Annotated in this window: 24 protein-coding genes and 2 tRNA genes; 12 read left to right on the top strand and 14 right to left on the bottom strand. The window is 57.2% G+C overall.

Features of this window, described 5'->3' with window-relative positions:
- Window positions 1-168: 168 nt before the first annotated feature.
- The 7 genes from ABRP31_RS15845 to ABRP31_RS15875 all read right to left on the bottom strand — a co-directional run bounded on the left by ABRP31_RS15845 (window position 169) and on the right by ABRP31_RS15875 (window position 4472).
- Window positions 169-384, bottom strand: a complete 216-nt coding sequence (locus tag ABRP31_RS15845; protein ID WP_087263962.1) for a hypothetical protein — start codon at window positions 382-384, stop codon at window positions 169-171.
- 213 nt (window positions 385-597) lie between these two features.
- Window positions 598-671, bottom strand: a tRNA-Cys gene (locus ABRP31_RS15850).
- 46 nt (window positions 672-717) lie between these two features.
- A tRNA-Gly gene (locus tag ABRP31_RS15855) sits at window positions 718-793 on the bottom strand.
- Between the two features lie 63 nt (window positions 794-856).
- On the bottom strand, window positions 857-1417 hold the full coding sequence (pgsA, locus tag ABRP31_RS15860) for a CDP-diacylglycerol--glycerol-3-phosphate 3-phosphatidyltransferase (protein ID WP_027898587.1): 561 nt from the start codon (window positions 1415-1417) through the stop codon (window positions 857-859).
- Window positions 1418-1449: 32 nt separating this feature from the next.
- The gene (uvrC, locus tag ABRP31_RS15865) at window positions 1450-3273 is read right to left on the bottom strand and encodes an excinuclease ABC subunit UvrC (RefSeq protein WP_087264477.1); all 1824 of its coding nucleotides are present in this window, start codon (window positions 3271-3273) and stop codon (window positions 1450-1452) included.
- 1 nt (window position 3274) lies between these two features.
- Entirely contained in the window at window positions 3275-3919 is a 645-nt protein-coding gene (gene uvrY, locus ABRP31_RS15870) for a UvrY/SirA/GacA family response regulator transcription factor (RefSeq protein ID WP_162873805.1), read from the bottom strand.
- Between the two features lie 184 nt (window positions 3920-4103).
- On the bottom strand, window positions 4104-4472 hold the full coding sequence (locus ABRP31_RS15875; protein ID WP_087263958.1) for a helix-turn-helix domain-containing protein: 369 nt from the start codon (window positions 4470-4472) through the stop codon (window positions 4104-4106).
- 92 nt (window positions 4473-4564) lie between these two features.
- Between ABRP31_RS15875 and ABRP31_RS15880 the strand changes: the two genes are divergently transcribed.
- The 11 genes from ABRP31_RS15880 (at window position 4565) to ABRP31_RS15930 (ending at window position 17115) form a co-directional block, all read left to right on the top strand.
- Window positions 4565-4798, top strand: coding sequence for a DNA-binding protein (locus ABRP31_RS15880; protein ID WP_349969266.1), 234 nt, complete (start codon window positions 4565-4567; stop codon window positions 4796-4798).
- A 231-nt stretch (window positions 4799-5029) separates the two neighbouring features.
- Window positions 5030-5173: a hypothetical protein gene (locus tag ABRP31_RS15885; RefSeq protein ID WP_349969267.1), complete on the top strand. Its 144-nt coding sequence runs from the start codon at window positions 5030-5032 to the stop codon at window positions 5171-5173.
- A gap of 319 nt (window positions 5174-5492) precedes the next feature.
- Window positions 5493-6575 (top strand): 3-deoxy-7-phosphoheptulonate synthase, encoded by a 1083-nt coding sequence (locus ABRP31_RS15890; RefSeq protein ID WP_349969268.1) that lies wholly within the window; start codon window positions 5493-5495, stop codon window positions 6573-6575.
- 125 nt (window positions 6576-6700) lie between these two features.
- Window positions 6701-6982 (top strand): peptidylprolyl isomerase, encoded by a 282-nt coding sequence (locus ABRP31_RS15895; RefSeq protein ID WP_027898593.1) that lies wholly within the window; start codon window positions 6701-6703, stop codon window positions 6980-6982.
- 445 nt (window positions 6983-7427) lie between these two features.
- The gene (locus ABRP31_RS15900) at window positions 7428-9296 is read left to right on the top strand and encodes an extracellular solute-binding protein (protein ID WP_349969269.1); all 1869 of its coding nucleotides are present in this window, start codon (window positions 7428-7430) and stop codon (window positions 9294-9296) included.
- Window positions 9297-10367: a microcin C ABC transporter permease YejB gene (locus tag ABRP31_RS15905; RefSeq protein WP_349969270.1), complete on the top strand. Its 1071-nt coding sequence runs from the start codon at window positions 9297-9299 to the stop codon at window positions 10365-10367. It abuts the gene before it with no gap.
- Complete coding sequence (locus tag ABRP31_RS15910; protein ID WP_349969271.1) at window positions 10367-11389, top strand: ABC transporter permease; 1023 nt, start codon at window positions 10367-10369, stop codon at window positions 11387-11389. Before ABRP31_RS15905 ends, ABRP31_RS15910 begins: the two co-directional genes overlap by 1 nt.
- 1 nt (window position 11390) lies before the next feature.
- Window positions 11391-12974 (top strand): ABC transporter ATP-binding protein, encoded by a 1584-nt coding sequence (locus ABRP31_RS15915; RefSeq protein WP_349969272.1) that lies wholly within the window; start codon window positions 11391-11393, stop codon window positions 12972-12974.
- 55 nt (window positions 12975-13029) lie between these two features.
- On the top strand, window positions 13030-14445 hold the full coding sequence (locus ABRP31_RS15920) for a sigma 54-interacting transcriptional regulator (protein ID WP_349969273.1): 1416 nt from the start codon (window positions 13030-13032) through the stop codon (window positions 14443-14445).
- Window positions 14446-14942: 497 nt separating this feature from the next.
- Complete coding sequence (locus tag ABRP31_RS15925) at window positions 14943-16334, top strand: GntP family permease (RefSeq protein WP_349969274.1); 1392 nt, start codon at window positions 14943-14945, stop codon at window positions 16332-16334.
- A gap of 10 nt (window positions 16335-16344) precedes the next feature.
- The gene (locus ABRP31_RS15930; protein ID WP_349969276.1) at window positions 16345-17115 is read left to right on the top strand and encodes a 3-hydroxybutyrate dehydrogenase; all 771 of its coding nucleotides are present in this window, start codon (window positions 16345-16347) and stop codon (window positions 17113-17115) included.
- A gap of 236 nt (window positions 17116-17351) precedes the next feature.
- Here ABRP31_RS15930 and ABRP31_RS15935 read toward each other — a convergent pair whose 3' ends face one another.
- From ABRP31_RS15935 to ABRP31_RS15950, 4 genes are all read right to left on the bottom strand, one after another.
- Window positions 17352-18524: a PilT/PilU family type 4a pilus ATPase gene (locus ABRP31_RS15935; protein WP_087263936.1), complete on the bottom strand. Its 1173-nt coding sequence runs from the start codon at window positions 18522-18524 to the stop codon at window positions 17352-17354.
- Between the two features lie 185 nt (window positions 18525-18709).
- Window positions 18710-19717, bottom strand: coding sequence for a hypothetical protein (locus tag ABRP31_RS15940; protein WP_349969277.1), 1008 nt, complete (start codon window positions 19715-19717; stop codon window positions 18710-18712).
- The gene (locus ABRP31_RS15945) at window positions 19714-21378 is read right to left on the bottom strand and encodes a hypothetical protein (RefSeq protein WP_349969278.1); all 1665 of its coding nucleotides are present in this window, start codon (window positions 21376-21378) and stop codon (window positions 19714-19716) included. Before ABRP31_RS15945 ends, ABRP31_RS15940 begins: the two co-directional genes overlap by 4 nt.
- Window positions 21375-23078, bottom strand: coding sequence for a molecular chaperone HscC (locus ABRP31_RS15950; RefSeq protein WP_087263931.1), 1704 nt, complete (start codon window positions 23076-23078; stop codon window positions 21375-21377). The genes ABRP31_RS15945 and ABRP31_RS15950 overlap by 4 nt, the downstream gene beginning before the upstream one ends.
- A 189-nt stretch (window positions 23079-23267) precedes the next feature.
- Here ABRP31_RS15950 and ABRP31_RS15955 point away from each other — a divergent pair, with 189 nt between their 5' ends.
- Complete coding sequence (locus tag ABRP31_RS15955; RefSeq protein WP_017133756.1) at window positions 23268-23543, top strand: peptidylprolyl isomerase; 276 nt, start codon at window positions 23268-23270, stop codon at window positions 23541-23543.
- 163 nt (window positions 23544-23706) lie between these two features.
- Here ABRP31_RS15955 and ABRP31_RS15960 read toward each other — a convergent pair whose 3' ends face one another.
- From ABRP31_RS15960 to ABRP31_RS15970, 3 genes are read right to left on the bottom strand one after another with little or no spacing between them, the layout of a single operon-like run.
- Window positions 23707-24651, bottom strand: a complete 945-nt coding sequence (locus ABRP31_RS15960; protein WP_087263928.1) for a sugar kinase — start codon at window positions 24649-24651, stop codon at window positions 23707-23709.
- A gap of 18 nt (window positions 24652-24669) precedes the next feature.
- The gene (locus tag ABRP31_RS15965; RefSeq protein ID WP_349969279.1) at window positions 24670-25875 is read right to left on the bottom strand and encodes an amino acid deaminase; all 1206 of its coding nucleotides are present in this window, start codon (window positions 25873-25875) and stop codon (window positions 24670-24672) included.
- 16 nt (window positions 25876-25891) lie between these two features.
- Entirely contained in the window at window positions 25892-26656 is a 765-nt protein-coding gene (locus ABRP31_RS15970; RefSeq protein WP_349969280.1) for an IclR family transcriptional regulator, read from the bottom strand.
- Between the last annotated feature and the right edge of the window lie 45 nt (window positions 26657-26701).

The following is a 26701-nucleotide window of genomic DNA, read 5'->3' on the forward strand; positions in this document are numbered from 1 at the left end:
GTCAGATCTTCACATCATTTTCACAACCAGCCTCGTACTCTAACTGCAGGCACTATCAGGCCTTTGCCCGCTCTCCCCATCGCGGGCTTTTCTTTGCCTGCGATTTCTCGTCTCGCGTCAGATCATCAACTGCCTACCCCTGATGTCGGGCATGCATGCTGCCGCGCATCAAGAATGCAAATTCGCTGATCTGCTTTGGAATACAGGATCTTTTCTGATGTAGCGGAGCCAGTTTGCAAATGCACCTTGCTGGCGAAGATGCGCTGCTTGCCAATGCTCACCCCCGAAGGCGGCTTTGTCGATCGACATGAGCTCTTCGGTAGCCAGGTTGAGCTCATTCAGCAGGTACTCGCTGTCTTCTGAATTCATCTCTGAGGCAAGCATATTTTTGCTCGTTACTAAGGGACTACTGTGACCTCTTAATTGGCGCTTAATTGCAATTCGCCACATAAGGCCTGACCAGTGGTTACCATTCGTCGTCATTGAAGGAGAAACAAACTCCCTGACACACCGCCATCGCAGCCTTCAGGAGCGCCTACAGATTTTCTCGCAAGCAATAAAAAACCCGAAGACGTTAATCTTCGGGTTCTTTAATAGTGGAGGCCGAGGTCGGAATCGAACCGGCGTAAGCGGATTTGCAATCCGCGGCATAACCATTTTGCTACTCGGCCTCAAACATCCAGTGCTCAAACTACAAACACTCAATGTGTACAAACTTGGAGCGGGAAACGAGACTCGAACTCGCGACCCCGACCTTGGCAAGGTCGTGCTCTACCAACTGAGCTATTCCCGCATCTTGGTGACGGGCGCTATTCTATAGATTCAAACCGCGCCGTCAACCCTTTGTTTTAAAAACTTATTTTTTATCAGCCGTGGTTTTCAGGTGCGGCCATGCGGCTCTCAAGTATTGCAGCATCGACCACAAAGTCAGGCCTGCAGCCAGAATCAGCAGCACGTACCCCAACACAACCCAAAATGTGAACGCGGGCGGATTGGCCAGCAAAATGACCAGCGCCAGCATTTGCGCGGCAGTCTTCCACTTGCCCAGGTTTGACACTGCTACCTGAGCCCTGGCGCCCAGTTCAGCCATCCATTCGCGCAATGCGGAGATGACAATCTCACGACCGATAATCACAGCCGCAGGCAGTGTCAGCCAAAGATTGGCGTGGGCCTGAACCAGCAAAACCAGTGCAACTGCAACCATCAGCTTGTCCGCGACCGGATCAAGGAACGCGCCAAACGGCGTGCTCTGCTCCAGACGGCGAGCCAGATATCCATCGAGCCAGTCAGTCGCTGCTGCGAAAGCGAAGACGCTACTGGCTGCCATGTAGCTCCAATGGTACGGCAAGTAAAACAGCAGAATGAAGATCGGAATCAGGAGGACACGTAGAACGGTGATCAGATTAGGGATATTCATCGGCACAACTTGCTACGAGGTGAGCGGGCATTCTACTCGCTGTGCAGGTTTGCATAAATCGACTCTGCAAGCTTTTTACTGATTCCGGGTGCTTTTGCGATTTCTTCGATGCTCGCACGGGACAATTCCTGCAGGCCACCGAAGTGTTTGAGCAGGTCGCGGCGCCGTGTAGGCCCTACTCCAGCGACACCTTCAAGGCTTGAGGTGCGCCGAGTCTTGCCGCGTCGCGCCCGGTGGCCGGTGATCGCAAAACGGTGAGCTTCGTCGCGGATCTGCTGAATGAGGTGCAGCGCCGGAGAATCCCCCGGCAAGGTGAACTCATGAGCGGAATCGTTGAGATACAGGGTTTCAAAGCCCGCCTTACGGGTTGTGCCCTTGGCGACGCCCAGCAAAATCAGGTCGGGCACCGCCAGCTCATTCAGTACATCGCGGGCCATCGACATCTGCCCCTTGCCGCCGTCGACCAACAGGATATCGGGCAGTTTACCCTCGCCGTCCTTGAGCTTGCTGAAGCGCCGTGTCAGCGCCTGATGCATGGCGGCATAGTCGTCGCCCGCCGTGACACCTTCGATGTTGTAGCGACGATAGTCCGATTTGATCGGACCTTCAGGGCCGAACACCACGCAGGACGCCACCGTAGCCTCGCCGCTGGAGTGGCTGATGTCATAGCACTCGAGGCGCAGCGGTGGCTCGTCGAGTTTCAGAACCTTTTGCAGCGCATCGAAGCGTGCCGCCACGTGCTGCCGATCGGCGAGTCGTGCCGACAGCGCCTGCTCCGCATTGGTCACTGCCATCTGCTGCCAGCGTGCACGCGTACCGCGCACCCGATGACTGATTACCAACTCACGACCACGGGACTCTTCAATAGCGTCGATCAGCGTCGGGAAGTCGTCATGCAGGACGTTGACGATGACTTCCGCCGGCAGCTCACGATCCACACCGCCCAGAAAATATTGCGACAGGAAGGCTGACATGACCTCACCCACCTCTTCCTCGATACCCACCTGCGGGAAGAAGTTCTTGCTACCCAGCACCCTGCCGCCGCGCACGCTGATCAAGTGCACACAGGCACCGCCAGGATTGACGAACGCCGCAACAACGTCGACATCGCCGGTGCCGCCTTCCATGCTCTGCTGATCCTGCACGCGACGCAGCAACGCGATCTGGTCGCGTAATTCGGCGGCCTGTTCAAAGTCCAGACTCATGGCGGCCTTTTCCATCAGCGCGTTCAACTCGTCGGTCAGCGTGTTGCTGCGACCTTCGAGGAACATCACTGAGTGGCGCACATCTTCTGCATAGACTTCAGGCTCCACGAGACCAACGCAAGGTCCCTTGCAGCGCTTGATCTGATATTGCAGACAAGGACGTGTGCGGTTCTTGTAGAAACTGTCCTCGCACTGGCGCACCAGAAATGTCTTTTGCATCAAGCTCAGACTTTCCCGCACCGCTCCGGCACTGGGGTAAGGCCCGAAATACCGACCCTTGGCTTTTTTAGCGCCACGATGAATGCTCAGGCGCGGAAAATTGCCGTCTGACAGATATACATAGGGATAGGATTTATCGTCGCGCAGCAGAATGTTGTAAGGCGGACGCCATTCCTTGATGAGCGTCTGCTCCAGGAGCAGCGCTTCCGTCTCGTTGGCGGTGATCGTTGTTTCGATCTGGGCTATCCGCGAAACCAGTGCGCTGGTTTTCGGCGCATGGCCGGTCTTGCGAAAATAACTCGCCAACCGGTTTTTCAGATTCTTGGCCTTGCCTACATAAAGGAGGCGCGCCTCGGCATCGAACATTCGATACACGCCGGGGCGACCGCTACAGGTTGCAAGAAAGGCACTTGGGTCAAACGGTGGGTTCATTTCAGGCGCTGGCATCGACCATGCCGTGACGTACCGCCAGCAAAGCCAGCTCGACATCGCTGCCGATCGACAGCTTTTCAAAGATACGGTAACGGTAGGTATTGACTGTTTTCGGGGAAAGGCAAAGCTTATCGGAAATCGTCTGGACTTTCTGGCAGCCGACAATCATCAGTGCGATTTGAATCTCACGCTCAGAGAGCAGATCAAAAGGTGAATTGTTGACTTGTGGCTGAAACGACTTGAGAGCCAATTGCTGAGCAATCTGCGGACTGATGTAACGCTGCCCCGCAAACACCAGGCGGATAGCCTGAACCATTTCCGCAAGCCCTGCGCCCTTGGTCATATAACCAGCGGCACCTGCTTGCAGCAACCGGGTTGGAAAGGGATCTTCTTCGCAAACCGTAACGGCCACTACCTTGATCTCGGGATGGCTGCGCAATAATTTGCGAGTCGCTTCAAGACCACCAATCCCGGGCATCTTGACGTCCATGAGGACTACATCCGGTTTCAGTTCGCGCGCCTTCTTCAGCGACTCTTCACCAGAGTCGGCCTGACCGACGACCTGCAGACCGTCAATGTCAGCCAGCATGCGCGTGATGCCTGTCCGAACAAGATCATGGTCGTCAACAACTAGCACCTTAATCAAGCAGACACCTCGCAAAACGGACATAACGAATACTGGTCACCATAGCAAAAACAGCGGGCCAGACCTAGCATCATGCCGGGTCCAACCCACATCAGTTTTGAGATAGCACTGGACACACGCTATCACCGAAGCACCAAGAGAATAAATTATTTTCGGGCGACACCTCGCCAACCTCAGTAAAACCTCACTCCTCCTTGATGCTGGCGGCCCTTCCATGGATGGCATATGAAGCCGAAAGCTCGGCCATGGTGATGGTCAATCGTTTGATGGCATCCTGATCTTCCTTGGTGAGGGTGCGGTAGCTACCCAATACTTTCTCCTCTGCGTGGCTAATATTATCTGCACGGATTGGCGCAGGGCTGCCAGTCAGCACAAACAATACATCCACGCCTTTAGTGGCGATGGCAGCGAGGTAATTGGCTTTCGGGGCACGATCACCACTTTCATACTTGCCCTGGGCATTCGCCTCTACCCCACCGATTTCGCCGAAGGCACGCTGAGACAAGCCCAAACGTTCTCTTTCTTTTCGTAGCCGGGATCCTATTCCACTCATTTGAATGTGTATTCCTATTGACTCCACCCTTACGAATGGTAAGATCTGAATGAAATTAAACTGACATGAACTATTTTGAACGGTTTTGAACTATGCCCGGAATACGTACTGCCGCACAAGCCAAGGCATGGCTTGAACATCAAGGCAAATCTGTTCAAGAGTTTGCCCGAGAGAACAGTATTGATCCGGCAACCACTTACCAGGTTTTAGCTGGCCGCAAGAAAGGTCGGCGCGGAGAAGCGCATAAAGTGGCGGTTTTGCTGGGCATGAAGGACGGCATCATTCCTTCCGAGCCTAAACTTCAAATTGAAGCAGCGGCTGAGTGAGATTTTTGCAAGTCAGCGGGTCAAGATGCAGCATGCAGGGCCAAGAGCATTGTGCTGTAGGATTTTTCTCCATATTTTTTCTGCTTTAAACATTTTGTCTCGAACTTGTTAATTGGAAATGCACCGGCCTTTCACCTGCACTTGCAACACCTCTATGAGCGCAATTGATTTTTCTGATTGAATTGGCCGGCAAGGCTGAAGTAAGCTCACTGAACTTAACGGAGACGTATCATGTTGCCATCCACTTCACAGCCACTGTTGCAGACCAGCGTTGATCGCTTGGCAGCACGTGCGGCCGTGCGTGGTCAGGTAGCAAACGTTGCTTCGCAAAGCACTTCTTATTATGGGTATTGGTTTAGCCACTGGCGCGCCTGATACCCATCCGGCGCCCATATTCAGGGGACGCCAACCAGAGAACTCTCTACCCCCGGTCGGCTACCCGACCGGGGGTTTTGTTTTTTAGCGCTCCTGAAAATTGAATTGAATCGAGGATTACGACATGACCTACAGCACTTATTACCGCACCGACATCTGCACTGCCTGGCGATTTAGCAGCCTCCGTTCGGGACAGCAAGCCGCCTCCGTTCGGTCACTGACAGGTGGCAACCCATTACAGAACGCCAACCCGGCAAATTGTCGAACACCCCAGTAGGGCTTTGAGCGGGCCAGACCCGCCAGCCCAGGAAGCAGAACCATGAATTCGTCTATCGCAGTAAAACCGTCCGACCTGTCGACCAGTAACCTGACCGTGCTCGACAGCATCCCCGCCCCGCAGCGCCTGCCAAGTACCCTGCAACTGAAATCCCAGCTGCCACTGGATCTGGCTTTAAGCGATCAAGTCGCCGCGCATCGCCGCGCTGTTCGCGCCATCCTCAATGGCGAAGATTCCCGCCTGCTGGTTGTTGTAGGCCCCTGCTCTATCCATGATCCGCAATCAGCCCTCGAATACGCCGAACGCCTGGCAGCGCTTGCCGCTGAAGTCAGCGACCAGATGCTGCTGGTGATGCGCGCCTACGTAGAAAAGCCCCGCACCACGGTTGGCTGGAAAGGCCTCGCCTACGATCCGCAGCTCGATGGCAGTGATGACATGGCCGCAGGCCTGACGCTCTCACGCGATTTGATGCGTGAGATGCTGCGCCTGGGCTTGCCGATTGCGACGGAGATCCTGCAACCCATGGCTGCTGGCTACTTTGATGACCTGCTCAGTTGGGTAGCGATTGGCGCACGCACGACCGAATCCCAGATCCACCGGGAAATGGCCAGCGGTCTGCCAATGCCGGTCGGTTTCAAGAACGGTACCGATGGCGGTGTCGCCGTTGCCTGCGACGCCATGCGTTCAGCGGCGCACGGGCATCGTCATTTTGGTATGGATCGCCAGGGTCATCCGGCGATTATCGAAACCCAGGGCAACCCCGACACCCACATCGTGCTGCGCGGCGGACATAAAGGACCTAACTACGATCGTCAAAGCGTGGCGCAAGTACGTGAGGGTCTGGCGAAACAGCGAATTGCCGAACGCATCATGGTCGATTGCAGTCACGCGAACAGTGGTAAAGACCCACTGCGCCAGCCAGAGGTGTTCAACGACGTGCTCGCACAGCGCTTGCAAGGTGACTCATCGCTGGTCGGCATGATGATCGAAAGTCATCTGTTTGAGGGTTGCCAGCCGATCAGTGCATCCATGCGGTACGGGGTTTCGGTGACTGACGGCTGCTTGGGCTGGGACGCAACCGAGCATTTGCTACGCGAAGCCGTGAGCAAGTTGCGTTACAGGTAATAGCTAAAAAGAGCGGCACACTAACGCCGCTCGCTCCTCTCCTGGGTTATCGGCCTGAACTTTATCGAGAAATGCCTTCCTTAATCCGGTAGGCTCTTTCTTTTTTTTGACAGGAGTAATTCCCCATGGCTAAAGCCACTGCCCGCCACATCCTTGTATCCAGCGAAGAGAAATGCAACGAACTCAAAGCGCAGATCGAAGGCGGTGCTGATTTCGCGGAAGTCGCCAAATCCAACTCCAGCTGCCCATCCAGCCGTCAAGGCGGTGATCTGGGTTCGTTCGGCCCTGGCCAGATGGTCAAGGAATTCGACACTGTCGTGTTCAGCGCGCCAGTCAACGTCGTTCAAGGCCCGGTGAAAACCCAGTTCGGTTATCACCTGCTGGAAGTGACCAGCCGCCAGGATTGATTCCTCGCTGCTGACGCTTACAAACGGCTCGCCTCACGGCGGGCCGTTTTTGTTTGTGGCGCGAACCTTACGATAGTCAACCTTGCAGGAGCTGCCGAAGGCGGTGAAAGCGGTCAGGCTGATGCACCGCCATCGCGGCCTCGCGGTGCTCGTGCGCTCTACAGGTCTGCCGTTTGCCGCCCGACAGCGCGGCGTCAGGATCCACTAAAGGGAAGGCATTTATCCCCAATGCCCTTTCCCGGGCAAGCAAATTGCTTGGTTTTGGCATAAAACCCGTTGGCGCACTGCGCATCATCCGGTTACAAACGTGCCCGGGTTCCGGTACTTTGTTGAAGCCTGTATTCCACGGTCAAGAACAATGTCTGGCCGTGCCTGTCGTATGACTTTAATCACCGCCACCCTTAACCCTGATGTTCGCCAGCCGACGTCAGTCAGGATCCCAGTAATGCGTTTTGTTTCTACATCGCTGATCGTGGCACTACTGGCCCTGTTTTCTGGCCCTCAATTACTGTCCGCGGCACCGCAACACGCCCTGACTGTCTACGGCGAAGCACCTCGCTACCCGGCGGATTTCAAACATTTCGACTATGTAAATCCTGACGCGCCCAAAGGGGGGAGCATGCGCCGCTCCGCGCAGGAAATCGGTCAGTTCGATCACCTGATGCCCTATCTCGACAAAGGCACCGGCGTGTCGCAAATCAACGGCATGCTGTATTCGCCGCTGGCCGTGAGGTCGCTTGACGAGCCTTACACCGTGTATGGCCTGGTCGCCGAGCGTATCGAACGCAGCAACGACGGCCTGTCGCTCAGGTTCTTTATCAATCCCAAAGCGCGCTTCGCAGACGGCGTGCCGATTACCGCCGAAGATGTGCGCTACACCTATGACCTGCTGATGACCCAAGGCAGCCTCTCTTACCGGACTCAATTTCAGGACATCAAAGGCGTTGAAGTTGAATCGCCAACCCAGATTCGCTTTGACTTCAAAACCAATGAAAGCCGTACCTTGCCGCTGGACCTTGCTTCTCTGCCGGTTTTTCCAGAGCACTGGTGGAAGAGCCGTGACTTCGCGGGCGGTGGCGGCTTTGAGATCCCGGTGGGCAGCGGTCCCTACAAAGTCGCCAAGGTTGATCCCGGACGCAGCATCACGTTCGCCCGTGATCCTGACTGGTGGGCCAGGGATTTGCCGGTCAATCGAGGTTTTTATAATTTCGATACATTCAGCGTCGAGTACTTCGGCGACACTGATGTTGCCCGGCAAGTGCTCAAGGGCGGTGCTTACGACTACAACCGCGAATACTCGGCTACCGCTTACTCGATTCTTTATGACAGCCCGGCGCTGAGCGACGGCCGCCTGCAAAAAGCCCATCTGGCCAAAGGCGCGGTGCAGAGTTCTCAAGGGTTCGTGTTCAATCTGGACCGACCGATCTTTCAGGACCGCCGGGTGCGTCAGGCACTGTCGATGTTGTGGGATTTCGAATGGACCAACCGGCAGATGATGCGCAACATGTACATCCGCCAGAACAGCTACTTCTCCAACTCGTCCCTGGCAGCCACCGAACTGCCGACACCCGCCGAGCTGAAAATCCTCGAGCCGCTCCGCGCAACTGTTCCGCCAGAAGTATTCAGCGAGGTTTATAAAACCCCAAAAACCGACGGCACCGGTTATATCCGCGACAAGCAACTGGAAGCGCTGAAGCTGCTGGAAGACGCCGGCTGGACACCCAAGGGGGATCATCTGGTCAACGCCAAAGGCGAACCGTTTACCTTTACCTTCCTCAATGGCCAGGCAGGATTTGAAAAAATACTGCTGCCGTATAAGCGCAATCTCGCGCAGATCGGTATCGACTTCGAGATTCGCCGTATTGACGCGGCGCAATTCCTGAACCGGGTGATGGCTCGTGATTACGACATGATCGTGACGGGCTACTCGGTCTCGACCTCACCCGGCATGGAGCTGTACAACAACTTCGGCTCCAAAGGTGCCCGGGATCCCGGCTCCAACAATTATATGGTGCTGCAAAATCCAGCCGTCGACAGCCTGATCGCAGGGCTCGTCAGCGCCGATCAGAAATCCACCATGGTCGATTACGCCCGTTGCCTGGATCGCGTGCTGCAATGGGGTTATTACTGGATTCCTAACTATTACCCGCCAGGTTCGTCGACGTTGTGGTGGAATCGGTTTGGCATTCCGAAAATCCAGGCCAGTAATGCGGAGGCCATCGATACCTGGTGGGAGGTCAGCCCTACCCCGCTGACCAACGAGCAGTTCGCAGAAAAACGCGGTGCTTCCGCCGTTGCCTCGGAGATGAAGTGAATGCTCGGCTATTTGTTGCGGCGCCTGCTCCTGATCATTCCCACCTTGCTGTGCATTCTGCTGGTTAACTTCTTCATTGTGCAGGCCGCGCCCGGCGGCCCCGTGGAACAAGCAATCGCGCGCCTGCAAGGTATCGGCGGTGCCAGTTCCAGCGCGGGCGGCGCACCGGCCGAGTCGATCAACGCTAACCAGTCCCGCGCTTCTCGCGGCCTTGATCCAAAGCTGATCAAGGAAATCGAACATCAATATGGTTTCGACAAGCCTCTGCACGAGCGTTTGTGGTTGATGCTTAAAAGCTATGCGCAACTGGATTTCGGTAAAAGCTTCTTCCGGGGCGCGACGGTCACCGATCTGATTCTGCAAAAGATGCCGGTATCCATTTCGCTGGGGCTTTGGGCAACGCTCATCACCTATCTGGTTTCGATACCGTTAGGGATTCGCAAGGCCGTCAAACACGGCAGTCATTTCGACATCTGGAGCAGCACCGCCATCATCATTGGCTACGCAATGCCGGCGTTTCTGTTTGCAATGCTACTGGTGGTGCTCTTCGCCGGGGGTACGTCCCTGAACTGGTTCCCGGTACGCGGGCTGGTTTCTGAAGACTTCGAACAGATGACGACCGTGGGCAAGATCGCCGACTACTTCTGGCATCTGGTATTGCCGGTTTCATCACTGGTCATCGGCGGTTTCGCGACCTTGACCATTCTGACCAAGAACTCCTTCCTCAATGAAATCACCCGCCAGTACGTCGTCACGGCCCGAGCCAAAGGCTTGAGCGAGCGTCGGGTGCTGTACGGTCATGTATTCCGCAACGCCATGCTGCTGGTGGTGGCCGGCATCCCTCAGGCATTCATCAGCGTGTTTTTTGCCGGCTCGCTGCTCATCGAGGTGATTTTTTCCCTTGATGGTCTAGGCCGCATGAGCTACGAAGCTGCGGTTTCACGGGACTATCCCGTGGTATTCGGCTCTCTGTTCATCTTCACCCTGTTCGGCTTGCTGATAAAACTGGTGGGCGATATCTGCTACACCCTGGTCGATCCGCGAATCGACTTCAGCGCGAGGAATGCCTGATGCGCAGACTCTCTCCGCTGGCCCAACGACGTCTGGAACGCTTTCGCAGTAACCGCCGAGGCTGGTGGTCGTTATGGCTGTTCTGCGGCTTGTTCCTGCTGACACTGGGGGGCGAGTTGATCGCCAATGACAAACCACTGGTGCTCAGTTATCAGAACTCGCTGTATTTCCCGGCGCTCAAGCGCTACACCGAGCAAGAGTTTGGCGGCCAACTGCCGTTTCAGCCCGACTATCGCAGTGATTATGTTCGGGACCTGATCAAAAAGGGTGACGGCTGGATGCTGTTTCCGCCCATCCCGTTCAGCGACAACACCCCCAATTATGACCTCAATCGCCCTGCCCCCAGCCCGCCAACCGCGCAAAACTGGCTGGGCACTGATGATCAGGCGCGTGACGTGTTGGCCCGAGTGATCTTCGGTGCGCGCGTGTCGATTCTGTTTGCACTGGTATTGACCACGATAAGTGCCCTGATCGGTATCGCCGCGGGTGCGCTGCAGGGTTACTACGGTGGCTGGGTGGATCTGATCGGTCAGCGTCTGCTGGAGGTCTGGTCAGGGCTGCCGGTGCTGTATCTGCTGATCATCCTGTCTGGCTTTGTCGAACCCAATTTCTGGTGGTTGCTGGGCATCATGGCGCTGTTCTCATGGCTCGCGCTGGTGGATGTGGTGCGCGCCGAGTTTCTTCGCGGGCGCAACCTTGAGTACGTCAAGGCGGCTCGCGCATTGGGAATGGGCGACCGTAAAGTCATCACCCGACACATTCTGCCTAACGCCATGAACGCGACCCTGAGTTACCTGCCGTTCATCCTCACCGGGGCGATTTCCACCCTGACAGCGCTGGATTTCCTGGGCTTCGGTATGCCGGCTGGTAGTGCGTCGCTGGGCGAGCTGATTGCCCAGGGCAAACAGAACCTGCAAGCGCCCTGGCTGGGGCTGACCGCTTTCTTCACTCTGGCGTTGATTCTGTCGCTGCTGGTGTTCATTGGCGAGGCGCTCCGTGACGCTTTCGACCCGAGGTCTTGATATGTCGGAGAACCTGATTGAAATCCGTGACCTCTGCGTCGCCTTCAGCGGGCAAACGGTGGTCAAGAACCTGAGTCTGGATATCCGCGCCGGTGAATGCCTGGCGTTGGTGGGTGAGTCCGGCTCAGGCAAGTCAGTGACCGCGCACTCGATCCTGCAATTGTTGCCCAGCAGCGGCACGGTAAGCACCGGTAGCATTCTGTATCGAGACCAGCAGTTGCTCGGCGCCGACGGCCGTATCTTGCGCCGGCTGCGCGGCAACCAGATCGGAATGATTTTCCAGGAGCCGATGACCTCGCTGAACCCGTTGCACACGGTCTCCAAACAAATCGGCGAAACGCTTCTGCTGCATAAAGGCCTGACTGGCCGGGCTGCGCAAAAGCGCATCGTTGAACTGCTCGAACTGGTCGGCATTCAACAACCGGAGAAGCGCCTTAGAGCCTATCCGCATGAGTTGTCCGGCGGTCAGCGACAGCGGGTGATGATCGCCATGGCGCTGGCTTGCGAACCGGAACTGCTGATCGCCGACGAGCCCACTACGGCCCTTGATGTCACCGTGCAGCGCAAGATCCTGCTGCTGCTCAAGGAACTGCAGCAACGCTTGAACATGTCCCTGCTGCTGATCAGTCACGACTTGAATCTGGTGCACAGCATTGCCCAGCGCGTCTGCGTGATGCGCGCCGGGGAAATCGTCGAGCAGTCCAATTGCCACTCTTTGTTCAAGCAACCACAACACCCTTACAGCAAACTGTTACTGGACGCCGAGCCTGCGGGTGAACCTTTGCCCCGCGACAGTCGGGAAAAAGTGCTGGAGGTTGATAATCTGCGTGTCTGGTTCTCTCTGGGTGGCGGCATTTTCCGTCAGCACAAGGAATACCTGAAGGCCGTAGATGACATCAGCCTGAGCATCGAACGCGGTAAAACCCTGGGCATCGTGGGTGAGTCGGGGTCGGGAAAATCGACACTTGGTCAGGCAATCCTCCGTCTTCTTGAATCGCGTGGCAGTATTCGTTTTCAGGGGCAGAGCCTGAATGACCTGAACCAGAAGCAAATGCGCCCGTGGCGCAAACAGATGCAGGTGGTTTTTCAGGACCCTTATGGCAGTCTCAGCCCACGCATGTCAGTGGCGCAAATCATCAGTGAAGGGCTTGAAGTCCACAGTGAGCTGGACCCGGTGCAATGCGAAGTTGAAGTCATTCGGGTGCTGGAAGAAGTCGGCATCGACCCGCAAAGTCGACATCGTTATCCCCATGAGTTTTCCGGTGGCCAGCGTCAGCGTATCGCCATTGCCAGGGCATTGGTCCTCAAACCGGCGCTGATCCTGCTGGATGAACCGACCTCGGCGCTTGACCGGACAGTACAGAAACAAGTCGTAGCTTTGCTGCGTCAGTTACAGGAGAAACACGGCCTGACCTATCTGTTCATCAGCCATGATCTGGCTGTGGTCAAGGCATTGGCTCACGATGTCATCGTGGTCAAAGACGGTAAGGTTGTCGAACGTGGCGCCAGTCACGATCTGTTCGACGCGCCCCAACATCCTTACACCAAGGAATTGCTGGCGGCGGCGCACCCTGGATTCAGTTGAAAAAAAACGGGCATTCTGTACGGCCAGACGCCGGTGACGCACAACGGAACACCCTATGAAAGAGAGCCATAGCCTTAACGATTACCGCAGCGTTCGCCAACTGGCGATTCGTTCGCTGTTCGAAATCATCGAGCAGTCGAGTGAAGGCACCGTGATTGTCGACAAGGATGCCAGGATAGTCTGGATCAACGAACGCTACGCCCGTCGCTTCGGGCTGCAGGACTCCAGTCTGGCGCTGGGCCAACCCTGTGAAAAGGTCATCCCCGGCAGCCTGCTGCGCCAGGTTGCGACCAATGGGCGACCGATCCTGCTGGACATGATGGACACCGCCAAGGACCCGCTGGTGGTCATGCGTCTGCCGATTCACGACGACAAAGGGGGCGTGATCGGCGCTATCGGGTTTGCTCTTTTTGATGAATTGCAGGCCCTATCTCCCCTGCTCAAGCGCTACTTGAGCATGCAGGAGGAACTGGCCTCAACCCGTTCGCTACTGCGCGCTCGTCAGGCAAAATACAGCTTCGCGCATTTCATCGGGACCAGCTCGGCCAGCCTGGAAGTCAAACGCCGGGCCCGACGCAGTGCCAGTGCCGATTCACCAGTCCTGCTGCTGGGCGAAACCGGCACCGGCAAAGAATTGCTGGCTCACGCGATTCACAATGCATCTCCCCGGGCACATAAAGCATTTGTCAGCATCAACAGCGCGGCCATTCCGGAAACGTTATTGGAGGCAGAGTTTTTCGGCACTGCGCCGGGTGCATTTACAGGTGCCGATCGCAAGGGACGCCCCGGCAAGCTGCAGATCGCTCAGGGCGGCACCTTGTTTCTGGATGAAATCGGCGACATGCCGCTGCCATTACAAAGCAAGCTGCTGCGGGTGCTGCAGGAGAAGGAGTACGAACCGGTCGGCTCCAACGAAGTACACAAGAGCGATGTCCGGCTGATTGCTGCGACATCCACCGACCTTGAAGCCGCTATCAAGCGCGGCCAGTTCCGCGCCGATCTCTACTATCGTCTGAGCGTGTTGCCCATCCAGGTTCCGCCGCTGCGTGAGCGTCTGGATGACTTGCCAGCGCTCAGCGAATCGATCCTCGAAGAGTTACGCAGTCAGCACGAGCTCGACCCCGGCGCTCAGGCATTACTGGCGCAGCACGCGTGGCCGGGAAATATTCGCGAGCTACGTAACGTGCTGGAGCGCGCAGCGTTGCTCAGTGATGACTTGATCCTCAACGCCAAAGAAATTCGTGCGTCGATTGGCAATCTGGTTCCGGTCAGCAACCAGCCGGGCCACGCCTCTCAGCCCGCCTGCTTCGAAACTTTCAGCCAGGCCCGACAACGCTTTGATCGGCAATTGATCGAGCAGGCATTGGTGCAGTGCGCAGGGAATGTTGTGGAAGCCGCGAGTCAACTCGGACTTGGTCGCTCGACGCTGTACAAGAAAATGGCCGCGTTGGGGATTGCCGAGTCTCAATAGAGAGACTTTAGTCTCTGAATGGAGAATGCATGATTGCATGCGATCTCCATAGGCACTCGAGCTCTCTTGTGGGAGCGGTGCTTGCCCGCGATCGAAGCGCCGCGGTCCATTAGACACACCGAGGTGCCTGAATCGCGGGCAAGCGCGCTCCTACGGATCCATCTACCAAGCCTTTTGTAGGAGCTGCCGAAGGCTGCGATCGCGGTGTGTCAGGAATGACCATTTCGCAGCCTTCGGCAGCTCCTACAGGGTTCGAATGTTTTCAAAGCAAATAAACAGTCTCGATTCGGAGACGGAACCTGATCCCAGACTCGGCCAATTAGCAAAAAGCCCCTAAATATCAATGCGTTGAAAACTGGCACGATTCCCGCTAAAGCCCTCAAGCGGCACTCCCGCAGCCGAAAACAATAACAATATGCCGACAGGATTCAGCGAACCATGCAGAGCGCTTTCGGCGGCCTCTGAGCACGCTGGATTCCCAGGCCAGGAGACACTCAATGAGTGTAATCATTGCCTTGGCAGCCCTCGCGCTGTTGATGCTTGCTGCTTATCGTGGTTACAGCGTTATCCTCTTTGCCCCCATCGCCGCCCTCGGCGCAGTGCTGCTGACTGATCCGTCCGCCGTGGCTCCAGCCTTTACCGGCGTGTTCATGGACAAGATGGTCGGCTTTATCAAGCTGTACTTTCCGGTGTTTCTGCTGGGCGCCGTTTTTGGCAAGCTGATCGAGTTGTCCGGGTTTTCCCGGTCTATTGTCGCGGCGGCCATTGGCGTACTGGGAACTCGTCAGGCCATGCTGGTCATCGTGCTGGTCTGCGCCCTGCTCACCTACGGTGGCGTTTCGCTGTTCGTCGTGGTGTTTGCGGTGTATCCGTTCGCGGCAGAGATGTTTCGTCAGAGCGATATCCCTAAACGTCTGATCCCCGCGACCATTGCCCTCGGTGCGTTTTCGTTCACCATGGACGCCCTGCCCGGCACCCCGCAAATTCAGAACATCATCCCCACCACGTTCTTCAATACCACCGCCTGGGCCGCACCGTGGCTGGGAGTGATCGGCACCATCTTCGTGTTTTGTGCGGGCATGCTCTACCTGCAGCGCCAACGCAATAAGGCGCTGCGTGCGGGTGAAGGTTACGGCACCGAGTTACGCAACGAACCGGACACCCCGGAAGACATCAAGCTGCCAAACCCGTGGATCGCGATTTCGCCTTTGCTGCTGGTTGGGCTTATGAACCTGCTGTTCACCTGGTGGATCCCCCAGTGGTATGGCAAGACGCATACCCTGGCGCTGCCTGGCATGGCCACTCCGGTACAGACCGAGATCGCCAAGCTCACCGCGATATGGGCGGTCGAGGCCGCTTTGCTGATCGGGATTCTGATGGTGCTGGCCTTCGGTTTCACGGCCATTCGCAGCCGTCTGGCCGAGGGCAGCAAAAGCGCGGTCAACGGCGCGTTACTGGCCGCGATGAATACCGCCTCGGAATATGGCTTTGGCGCGGTCATCGCCTCTCTGCCGGGTTTTCTGGTACTTGCAGACTGGCTCAAAGGCATCCCCGATCCACTGGTCAACGAAGCCATTACCGTGACTTTGCTGGCCGGCATCACGGGTTCAGCGTCTGGCGGTATGAGTATCGCCCTGGCCGCCATGTCAGAAACCTTCATCAGCGCCGCTCACGCCGCCAACATCCCGCTAGAGGTGTTGCATCGCGTGGCGGCCATGGCTAGCGGCGGCATGGACACGCTACCGCATAACGGCGCGGTGATTACCTTGCTGGCCGTCACGGGGCTGACCCATCGCGAGGCTTACAAAGACATTTTCGGCATCACCATCATCAAGACACTGGCGGTGTTCGTGGTGATCGGTACTTTCTACGCGACTGGCATTGTGTGAGGCACAGAGTATGAGTCTTAAAGGTAAAACAGCACTGGTCACCGGTTCTACCAGCGGTATCGGGCTGGGCATTGCCCTGTCGCTTGCCAAGGCTGGAGCTGACTTGATCCTCAACGGTTTCGGCGATGCCTCTGCAGTGATTGCCGAGGTTGCGAAGTTCGGCGGCAAGGTCGGTCATCATCCCGCTGACGTCAGCAAACCCGAACAGATCGCCGAGATGATCGAGTACGCCAAACGCGAGTTTGGCGGGGTCGACATTCTGGTCAATAACGCGGGTATCCAGCACGTCGACGCGGTTGAGGATTTCCCCGTCGAGCGCTGGGACTCGATCATCGCGATCAACCTGTCTTCGGTATTCCACAGCACCCGCCTGTGCCTGCCGGGTATGCGCAGTAAAAACTGGGGACGGATCATTAACATCGCTTCGGTACACGGTCTGGTGGGTTCAACCGGCAAAGCGGCCTACGTGGCGGCCAAGCACGGTGTGATTGGCCTGACCAAAGTCGTCGGCCTGGAAACCGCCACGACCAATGTCACCTGCAACGCGATATGCCCCGGTTGGGTGCTCACCCCATTAGTGCAGCAGCAAATTGATGACCGGGCAGCGACCAGTGGTGATGCGGATCAGGCCAAACATGATTTGCTGGCCGAGAAACAGCCATCGCTGGAGTTCGTGACACCCTCACAGCTCGGCGAGCTGGTGTTGTTCCTGTCCAGTGAAGCTGGCAGCCAGGTACGCGGTGCGGCGTGGAATGTGGATGGGGGGTGGCTGGCGCAGTGAGGTAATCAGACCACTTGAAATTTGAAATGCAGTCCTGTGGGAGCGGTGCTTGCCCGCGATAAAATCAACTTGGTTCCCCTGCAAAATCGCGGCGTCTGCATCGCGGGCAAGCCCGGCTCCCACAGGAGAAAGCGCTCGCCTGTCAAAGCAACGCTAGCCCGCGACGGCTTACTTCAGAGAAGCTATCACGCTCCTAGCACATAGCCCTACGGGAGCTGGGCTTGCCCGGTGTAAAATCAACTCTGCCCGCCACCCTCATCGTGCTCATCCACCAATCCCCAGTCCGACACGTTCACGCTGGAGGTACCGACAGGAGCGCTTGGCGCAGCAGTAGGGTTGGCCGTCACGCCTTCACCATGCAGCTTGAGGCGCAGGCGCACGTTGTTCTGGGAGTCGGCGTATTTGAGCGCTTCTTCTTCGCTGATCACACCGGCGGCGGCCAAATCGAACAGCGCGCCGTCGAAGGTCTGCATGCCCAGGTTGCCGGACTTTTCCATGATGCCTTTGAGTTCAGTCAACTCGTTGCGCTGGATAAGGTCGCGTATGGTCGGCGTGCCCATCATGACTTCCACTGCCGCCCTGCGCTTACCGTCAACGGTCTTGACCAGTCGCTGGGAAACAAACGCTTTAAGATTATTACCCAGATCCTGCAGCAACTGCTGACGCCGCTCCTCCGGGAAAAAGTTGATGATCCGGTCCAGCGCCTGATTGGCGTTGTTGGCGTGCAGGGTCGAAAGGCACAAGTGCCCGGTGTCGGCGAAAGCCAAAGCGTGCTCCATGGTTTCCCGATCACGGATTTCGCCGATCAGAATGACATCCGGTGCCTGACGCAGGGTGTTTTTCAGCGCCGCGCGAAAGCTACGGGTATCAACCCCGACTTCACGCTGGTTGATGATCGACTTCTTGTGCCGGTGAATGAATTCCACAGGGTCTTCAATGGTGATGATGTGCCCACTGGCATTGCGGTTACGGTGATCGATCAGCGCCGCCAGCGAAGTGGACTTACCTGAACCGGTCGCGCCCACAAACAGCACCAGGCCATGCTTTTCCATGATCACGTCGAGCAGCACCGGCGGCAGGTGCAGGTCCTCGAAGCGCGGGATATCCAGCTTGATGTTGCGCGCCACGATAGAAACCTCGTTGCGCTGCATGAAGATGTTGATCCGGAAACGACCGATCCCGGCCATGGACACCGCAAGGTTCATTTCCAGTTCGCGATGGAATTCCAGTTTCTGCTCTGCATCCATCAGCCCGTCGGCGACCAGCGCGACCTGGCCCGGCTTCAGGGACTCTGTACCCAATGGTTTGAGCACGCCATTGAACTTGGCGCAGGGCGGCGCTCCCGTAGAAAGATAAAGGTCCGATCCATCCTGGCTGGCCAGAATCTTCAACAACGCCGGGAAATCCATAAGCAACACCGCACAAATGATTTAACTGAAAGATGCCGCATCTCATGCGACGTTCAACCCGGATGACGGTTCTCAGGAAGAATGCGCATAGCTTGGCGGCAGAAGACATCGTGAAGCAATGATAGATGAAGCCGGTTGTGTTGCTGGAGCCCTCGACACCACGCCCATGACAAGCGCGCCCTGATCTAGAACTGCAAAAGCACCGCAGTATTGTACGCGTCTATCAACCGGTCAAAGTGCTTGCCGGCCAGCGCAAAGTCATCACTCAAGCGTTGAGGGTCAGCGTGGTTGAGCCAGTGATCGTTCAGTGTGTGCAAGGCTTGCAAGTATTCGGTGGCGGGCGTCTGAACCCTGAACCAATTGCGTCGCGCTTCATCGTCAGCATCACCTATGCCGGGGCGTGGGTCAGTCGTATCCCAGACCCAACTGGTTTTCAGCCGCTCGATGGCTGCGGCGAGTTGCGCCTGGGTCAGGGTTTGCGCGGCAGCAGCAACGGTCAGCGCATGCATTTCTTCGCGGGTCTGCTGAATAAGGCCCGGTAAAAACGCCATTTGCGAATGATCACGCTGCCTGAGCAAGTTCAACTGAGCTTCACGAATCCGGCGATCCGCAGCATCGACTTGCGTGCGTAGCTCGCTGGATACCCGCAAAAACGCCTCGGCCATTGGCACAAACTCGACGTCACGTGCGGCCCTGTCGGCGGCGCTGTCCGGACGAGCGCCCAATACCGGATAAAAATCAAATCGCCGAGTGAATTCGTCGACCCTGAGCAAAGCGGTTACGTAGCGCGCATAAACCGCTCCCAGATCGGGAAATTTCTCTACCAGTCGACGCTTTTGATCCGCCGCCAACACACACTGATCGGGGCGTCCCGCCCCCCTTGCCGAGGAACCGGGCTGAGTCCTCTGCGCAGCCTGAAAAAGCTCAGGATAGCGATCAGCGAGTGCCTTGCCGGGACTTTCAACCTCGGGGTCCCGTGCTCGATAGTCTTCGTAAGCACGGCGCCAGCTGACATCAACGAAGTTAAGACAAGAGATCAACGGCCGCAACGCGCTGGCCTGACTTTGCTCAACCGAACCGGCGAGCCCTAGCCAGCCATTGACCATAGAGCGCAAGGTGACGTCGCGAGGTTTCAGGGCGCTGAACACAATGACGCCGGCGACACAGATACCAATCAGCGTATTGCGGTTCATAGCGTTTCTTGCCCATTGATTTTTTTGCCGTACCACTGAGCTTCGGTCGCCGGGAACCGGCACCCGGGCGCGGTATCTTTCAAACCTGTACACGCTCGCATGACAAAGGGTTGCAAGCCCTGATCCCGGCCGACTCGCTGATTATCGATATAGGTCAAGGCGCCCAGTGTTATCAGCAACGCAGAGACGATGATGACTTTCATCAACAGCGATGAAACATCGACCGGACGGCGCATCGCGCCAACCCACGACTTGATCAACCCTTTGCCTGGCAGACGTGGCAAAAGCTCGAGGGCCACTAATCCTGCCGCATATCCAGCGAAGGCATACACACCTAAGGCAGCCCAGACCACCAGCCCCGTCGCCCAGCAAGGCAGCAACACCCGAATGAGCGATGGTGCGGGCCGACGCAAACTCAAGCGAGGAGAAATGTTACGGGTCAGCCAATCGTCCTGCTCCAGGCTGCGGTCAGCAACGATACGACACAGCCACAGCATGAGCAGCGTCGGGATTGCCATCACCAACATCCAGACGAATGCAGATCCCACGCTTTCAGAGAGGGAAATCGTCCGCACCTGCTGATCATGGATGACCCACCCTGCCCCCATTCCCAGCAACGGTAAATACATGGGCAAGGGCTTACTGACGCCCTCCCAATTGCGCCAGAAATAAGGCTCACCGTCAGGCATCTCAGAACGCAGCTGCGGATGCAGATTGAGGATTTTTTCAGTTAACAGCCGGCAGGCGTTCCAGTCATCTTCACTGAAGCGGTGGGCCATGACCTGGCGCTGTTCCAGCGTCAGGTTGCCAAACATCATCTGCGCAGCGCGGCATTGCGGTGTCGGTTGATCGAGACCTGCAAGGCGGCGTTGCTCAACGGCGAAAGTATGACCGTGGCTGCGAGCCTGCAGGCGGGACCACTCCGGTTCAGGGCAGCGGCCATAAGCGCCGGGCACCTTCCAGCCTTGCTGGACACAGACAGTCTCGAACAACTCCTGGGACCAGAACTCACTCTCGGCCAGCAACTGCGCGACGATTGCGTTGAGCCAGCCATGGCGCTCGATCGGTCCAAGCCATTCACTTTTGCCAAGCTTGATAAATGCCTGGCTGAAGGCACCCACATCACGCGACTCGAGCAGTCGTCGTAGTTTTTCCTCATGATGCTGGTACATCCGCGACAACAACTGCTGGAGTTGCGGCTGAGGTAGGACCACGCCTTCATCCCGAAGCCATGGGCTTAACCAGTGAAAATTCTGCACACCCCACTCAGCCAAAGCCATGGCCCGCGGGGAGTCCGACAGGGACAGGTGCAGCAACTGCTGCTCGAACTCGACTGCGCAATAGCTGTTTCTGGCGGTCTCAAAACGACCGGCCAGCCCGATGGGCTCTGCGCCATCGAGCAACTGCATCGCCAGTTTCTCAGCGACGCTTGGTCCTGTCGGCGCAACCGCAGGCTCTTCAGGCAACTGCGCTGGTTCGTTGAACGCAACGGGGGCTTCGTCACGACTCCAGCTGATTGCCTGCTCGTAAGCCTCGCGCAAGCGCTGGAAACCCACCGGGTCTTCATCGGGCCGGTGCTGCTTGAGCAATACCGCGTACTGGCGCTTGATGGTGCGGGAGTCGGAATCGGCTGACAGCCCCAGAATATCCCAACAACTCATTGCCAGAGGCCCTGCTCAATACCGTCAAGATGCTGGGTCATTTCCACGCGGGTTTCACGAATCTGACGCTCGTCCTGCCCCTCCAGTACATACTGAAAATGGCTGGCCATCTGGTCCAGTTTGATTCGCAACTCGCCCAGACTTTCCTGATACAAACGCTCCAGACGAGCAATCAGCAAGCTGTTCACCTGCTGCTCGCGGGGGTGTATTTTCAGGTCAGCCAAGGCAGCCAGCCGCGCCTTGATTTCCTGTGGCTCGAGCACACCAGGGTTGTTTTCGATGACCAGATGGCGCTTTTCTCCGGTCATAGGAATCTGCACTTCGGCTTCCAGCAAGCCGTTGTTGTCATAGGTGAAACGTACGTCCAGCTCGATTTGCCCTGGAGGGGCTGGCGGAACAGCGATGTCCATTTCGCCCAGAAATACATTCTCCCTGACCCAGCGACTCTCGCCCTGATAGATCTTGACCAGCACCTGTGTCTGTTGATCATGCAGAGTGGATACCGTCTTGACCTTACTGACCGGTACTACGTTATTGCGCTCGATGATTGGCAGAAAATGCCCGCTCTGGATGCCGCCTCCAACACTCATGGACGTTTCGATGCCAAGGGTATAAGGACAAACGTCCGTCAACACCACCTCCTCAAGGGCTGCGTCCCTTGATTTCAATGCAGCCTGAACAGCGGCGCCCAGTGCAATCGATTGATCAGGGTCCAGTTGTATGGAGGGGAAGCGACCGAACAAACCAGCGACCATCCGACGAATCATCGGCATACGCGTTGTGCCACCCACCAGCAGCACTTCATCGAGTTCCGATGGGCGAATGCGTGCGTCACGCAATGCGGTTTCTATCGGCGTACGCAAACGCGTGAGCAGCGGCGCAAACAGGTCCGCCAATTGAGTCTGCGTATAGACCTGCGAGACCTCTGAATCACCATGACGCATGGTGAACGTTGCGCTGTCCTGATTACCCAGAACACGTCTTACGCGCTCGGCTTCACGACGTAAACGGTGCGCAAGGTCCGGTGAACTCAACTCCGCCAGGACCTGTGGATTGGCCTGACTGGAGAGAAAGGACTGAACCAGCAACGTATCGAAGTCCTCACCACCGAGGAAATTGTCGCCAGCGCTTGCACGGACTTCCATGACACCGTCAAACAGCTCAAGGATCGACACGTCGAACGTACCGCCGCCCAGGTCGAATACCAGAAACGAACTTGAGCTCTCACGTTGATGCAGACCATAGGCAAGCGCCGCAGCAGTGGGCTCGTTGATCAACCGCTCGACTTTAAGGCCGGCCAGCTCTCCGGCAATTTTCGTGGCTTTGCGCTGCGCGTCATTGAAATAGGCCGGGACACTGATAACCGCTTCTGTGACGGTCACGCCAAACTGACGCTCGACATCTTCCTTGAGGCTGCGCAAGACCAGCGACGACAACTCTTCAGGACGAAAAAGCTTGCTGCCCAGACGCACCTCATGGGCGCTTCCCATGTGCCGCTTGAACAACGAAACAGTTAGTTTGGGATGGGTTTGCAAGCGCTCCCGGGCAGCCTGTCCGACCAGTACCCGTCCCTCGTCATCAAGGCCAACGACACTGGGCGTCAGGAGTTGCTCGAGAGCATTGGGAACCAATTGCGGCGTACCTTCATGCCAGACTGCTACCAAGCTGTTGGTGGTGCCAAGGTCGATTCCAACGATCATCGTGCGCGCAACTCCATGCAAGTAAGAAATCCGCCGCAAGGATACCGGACAGAGCGGCAGAGATGGCAGCCCCGACTCTAATTTTGGCGGTATGTACCGGTGCGGCCCTTCCTATGCCAGGCCAACGACGCGCAAGCTGCTCATTGCTGTGTGATAATGGCCGCCGTTTTTTCCTCAGGCCTCTGCCCCATGAAAGCCCAAGCCCGCCACATTCTGGTGAAAACCGCCGAAGAGGCCGAACAGCTCAAACAGCGCATTGCCAAGGGCGAAGCGTTCGACGTGCTCGCCAAGAAACATTCGACCTGCCCGTCCGGCAAGCGCGGCGGCGATCTGGGTGAAGTCCGCCCCGGGCAAATGGTCGGCGCGATTGACCAGGTGATCTTCAAAAAGCCGCTGCGCACAGTGCACGGGCCGATCAAGAGCAAGTTTGGTTATCACCTGGTTCAAGTGTTTTATCGGGATTAAGCCCTCTTCAAATACCCTTAAGCATCAGAACTGAAATGTTTTCCTGTGGGAGCCGAGCTTGCTCGCGATAAGGGCGCCGCATTTATCAAACAGATTCGCGTCCAGCCTTATCGCGAGCAAGCTCGGCTCCCACGGATTGCGCAAGACGCCGCAGCCGCATCACCTACAACCCCGGCATAACACTCCTGGGAATCAACGCCCCTGGATGCTGAATCACCACGCTCGCAAGACGATGCCCGGCTTCGGCGGCCTGCACCGGGCTGCCTCCGCGCAAACGCATTGATAGATAAGCCGCGCTGAACGAATCCCCCGCCGCCGTGCTGTCGATGACCCGCTCCACTTGATGAGCAGGAATCTCGAAGCGTTCACCACCCGACTCCACCAGACAACTCTGCGAGCCACGCTTGACCACGACTTCGCTGATGCCCAGCTCGCGGTAGGCGCTCAGCAGTTGCTCACTCTCGGCGTAACCGAACAATGCCTGCTCGTCGTCCTCGGTAAGCAACGCCACATCAACATGAGCCAGACACGCACGATACGCTTCACGCGCCTGTTCGACTGACGCCCACAGACGCGGCCGATAGTTGTTGTCGAACGCGACCCGCACGCCTGCCGCACGAGCCTGAGCCAGAGCGGAAAACAAACGCCGCCGCCCCTGTTCGCCCAACACCGCCAGGGTGATCCCGCTCAGGTAAAGCAGGTCGTAATCCGGCAATGAGCCCAGAATCAGGTCAGCGTCCGGAGTATTGAAGCAGTCGCGCACAGCAGCTTCGTTGCGCCAGTACAGGAAGCGACGCTCGCCACTGGTATCAGTCTGAATGCAATACAGCCCCGGCAAACGCCCCGACAGCCGCTGCACCTTGCTCAGGCCAATCCCCTCCTGCGCCCATCCTTGGCACATGGCATCGCTGAAGCTGTCATCACCCAGCGCAGTGACATAATCCACCTGAGCGCTGCTGCCCAACTGGCGGGCCATGTAGACCGCCGTATTGAGCGTGTCACCACCGAAACTCTGTTGCAGAGTGCCGCTGGCATGTTGCTGCAGTTCAATCATGCATTCGCCGATCAGGGCGATTCGTGGGCGACTATGGCTGATCAGCTCACTCATCGAGTGCGACTCCCGAGACTAGAAATACGTGTCGAAACTTTCAATGACTTGCAGGTTTTCATCCACCAGGCAGCCACTGCGCCACTTGTCGAACGTCAGGCACGGGTGGGAAGCACCGAACGCAATGATGTCTCCGACTTTCAGCTCACAACCGGGAGCTACAGTCATGAACGCGTGCTGATCCATCACGGCCGTCACCTTGCAGGCGCTGACATCCACACCTTGCGTCGGCACAACACCGGGCTTGTAGCTCAGCAATGGATTTGGCAAGCCTGCGTCATAGGCAACATCGCGCTTACCCATGGCAATCACGGCGAAGCCGGGTTCAGGCATTGATTGCACATGAGCCCAGACTTCCATTGCCGGACGCAGGCCTTCGTGCAGATCACTGCGGCGATCCAGCACGCAGCATTGCGCATCTTTATAGATACCGTGGTCATGCACGACATAGCTGCCAGGGCGCAACACACCGAGGAATCGCTCGCGCACCTGGCGCTCGTCAAACGCTTCGGCGATCAGGTCATACCAGGCCGAACCTGAGGCAGTGACGATGGGCCGTTCCAGCGCAAACGCACCGCGATCCTGCAGGTCCACCGCCAGACGCACCAGCGAGGCAGCGAAAGCGCGAATACCGCTTTCCGCCTGATCACCGTGAATCACCCCTTCGTAACCTTCGATACCGGTCAGCGCCAGAGCTGGCTGGGCCGCGATCGCCTCGGCCAGTTCCAGCACTTGCTGCTCGGTCCGGCAACCGCAGCGACCGCCGACCACCCCGTATTCGATCATCACGTTCAAACGCAGGCCACGGGCCGCGAAGAACTCGCCCAACGCCGCCACGTTATCCGGATGGTCGACCATGCAATGGAAATCGAACATCGAGTCAGCAAGCATCTCGGCGATCAACGCCATGTTCGCAGCGCCTACCAACTGGTTGGCCATCAACACCCGACGCACCCCGTGTGCGTAGGCAGCGCGAGTCTGCACCGCAGTTGCCAGGGTCAAGCCCCAGGCACCTTCTTCCAGCTGCCGACGGAACAGCGCCGGAACCATGCTGGTTTTGCCGTGAGGCGCCAACTCTGCACCGCTGTTAGTGACGAACGCCTGCATCCAACGGATGTTATGGTCCAGCGCCTGACGATGGATCACCAGCGCAGGCAGGCTTACGTCACGCACGAGATGATCGCCTGGAGCGGCGGCGCCCTTTTCTACAACTGCAATAGTCATGATGGTCTCCCGGATATTATTCGTTGATGCGACGCGCCAGCCCGTTGGCACTGTCAATCAGCACCCTGCGGTAATCGGCGTAGTGGGTTTGGGCGTCAGCCCGTGGCGCAACGATGCACAGCGTTGCAATGCACACGCCATGTTCGTCTTTGACTGGCGCCGCGAAGCAATGGGTGAAAGTGTCAGCAACGCTATCAAAGGAAAAGAAGCCTTCCTCACCCGCCTTGCGGATCTCGGCCAAAAAGGTCTCAAGCGGCAGGCGCTGGCCATCTGGCAGGACAAAATCCTCGGCATCAATCAGGTCGACGATTTCCTGATCGCTTAGATGGCAAAGCAGCAGGCGCCCGGATGCGGTCCATGGAATCGGCGCGTTCTCGCCGATATTGGAGGAAATCCGAAAGTGCCGTTCGCCCTCCTTCATCAGCGCGACGGTGTACTTGCGGCCATTGAGCAAACACATCTGCGCGGTTTCGCGAGTCTGGCTGACGATCTCGCGCAGGCAGACCTCTGCCTCACGGGTGAAGTCGAAATGGCGCAAGTGTGCCTGACCCAGAAAATACAGCTGACGGCCAAGGTAAACGTGGCCGTCTTTGCCCACAGGCTCAAGAATGCGCCGCTCCAGCAGCGAGCCAACCAGTTCATAGACCGTCGATTTGGGACTGCCGATGCCACTGGCAATCTCATTGGGCCGCATGGGCGTGCCCTGCTCCTTGAGGAAATCAAGGATATCGAACGCTCGATCAAGCCCACGGGCACGGCGTTTGATGGTGTCTTCGGTCATGTGCACATCCTTCGATATCTACTGTAGGAGCTCACGAGCACCGCG

Source organism: Pseudomonas caspiana, assembly GCF_040224095.2.
In the GTDB taxonomy this organism is placed as follows: Bacteria; Pseudomonadota; Gammaproteobacteria; order Pseudomonadales; family Pseudomonadaceae; genus Aquipseudomonas; species Aquipseudomonas caspiana.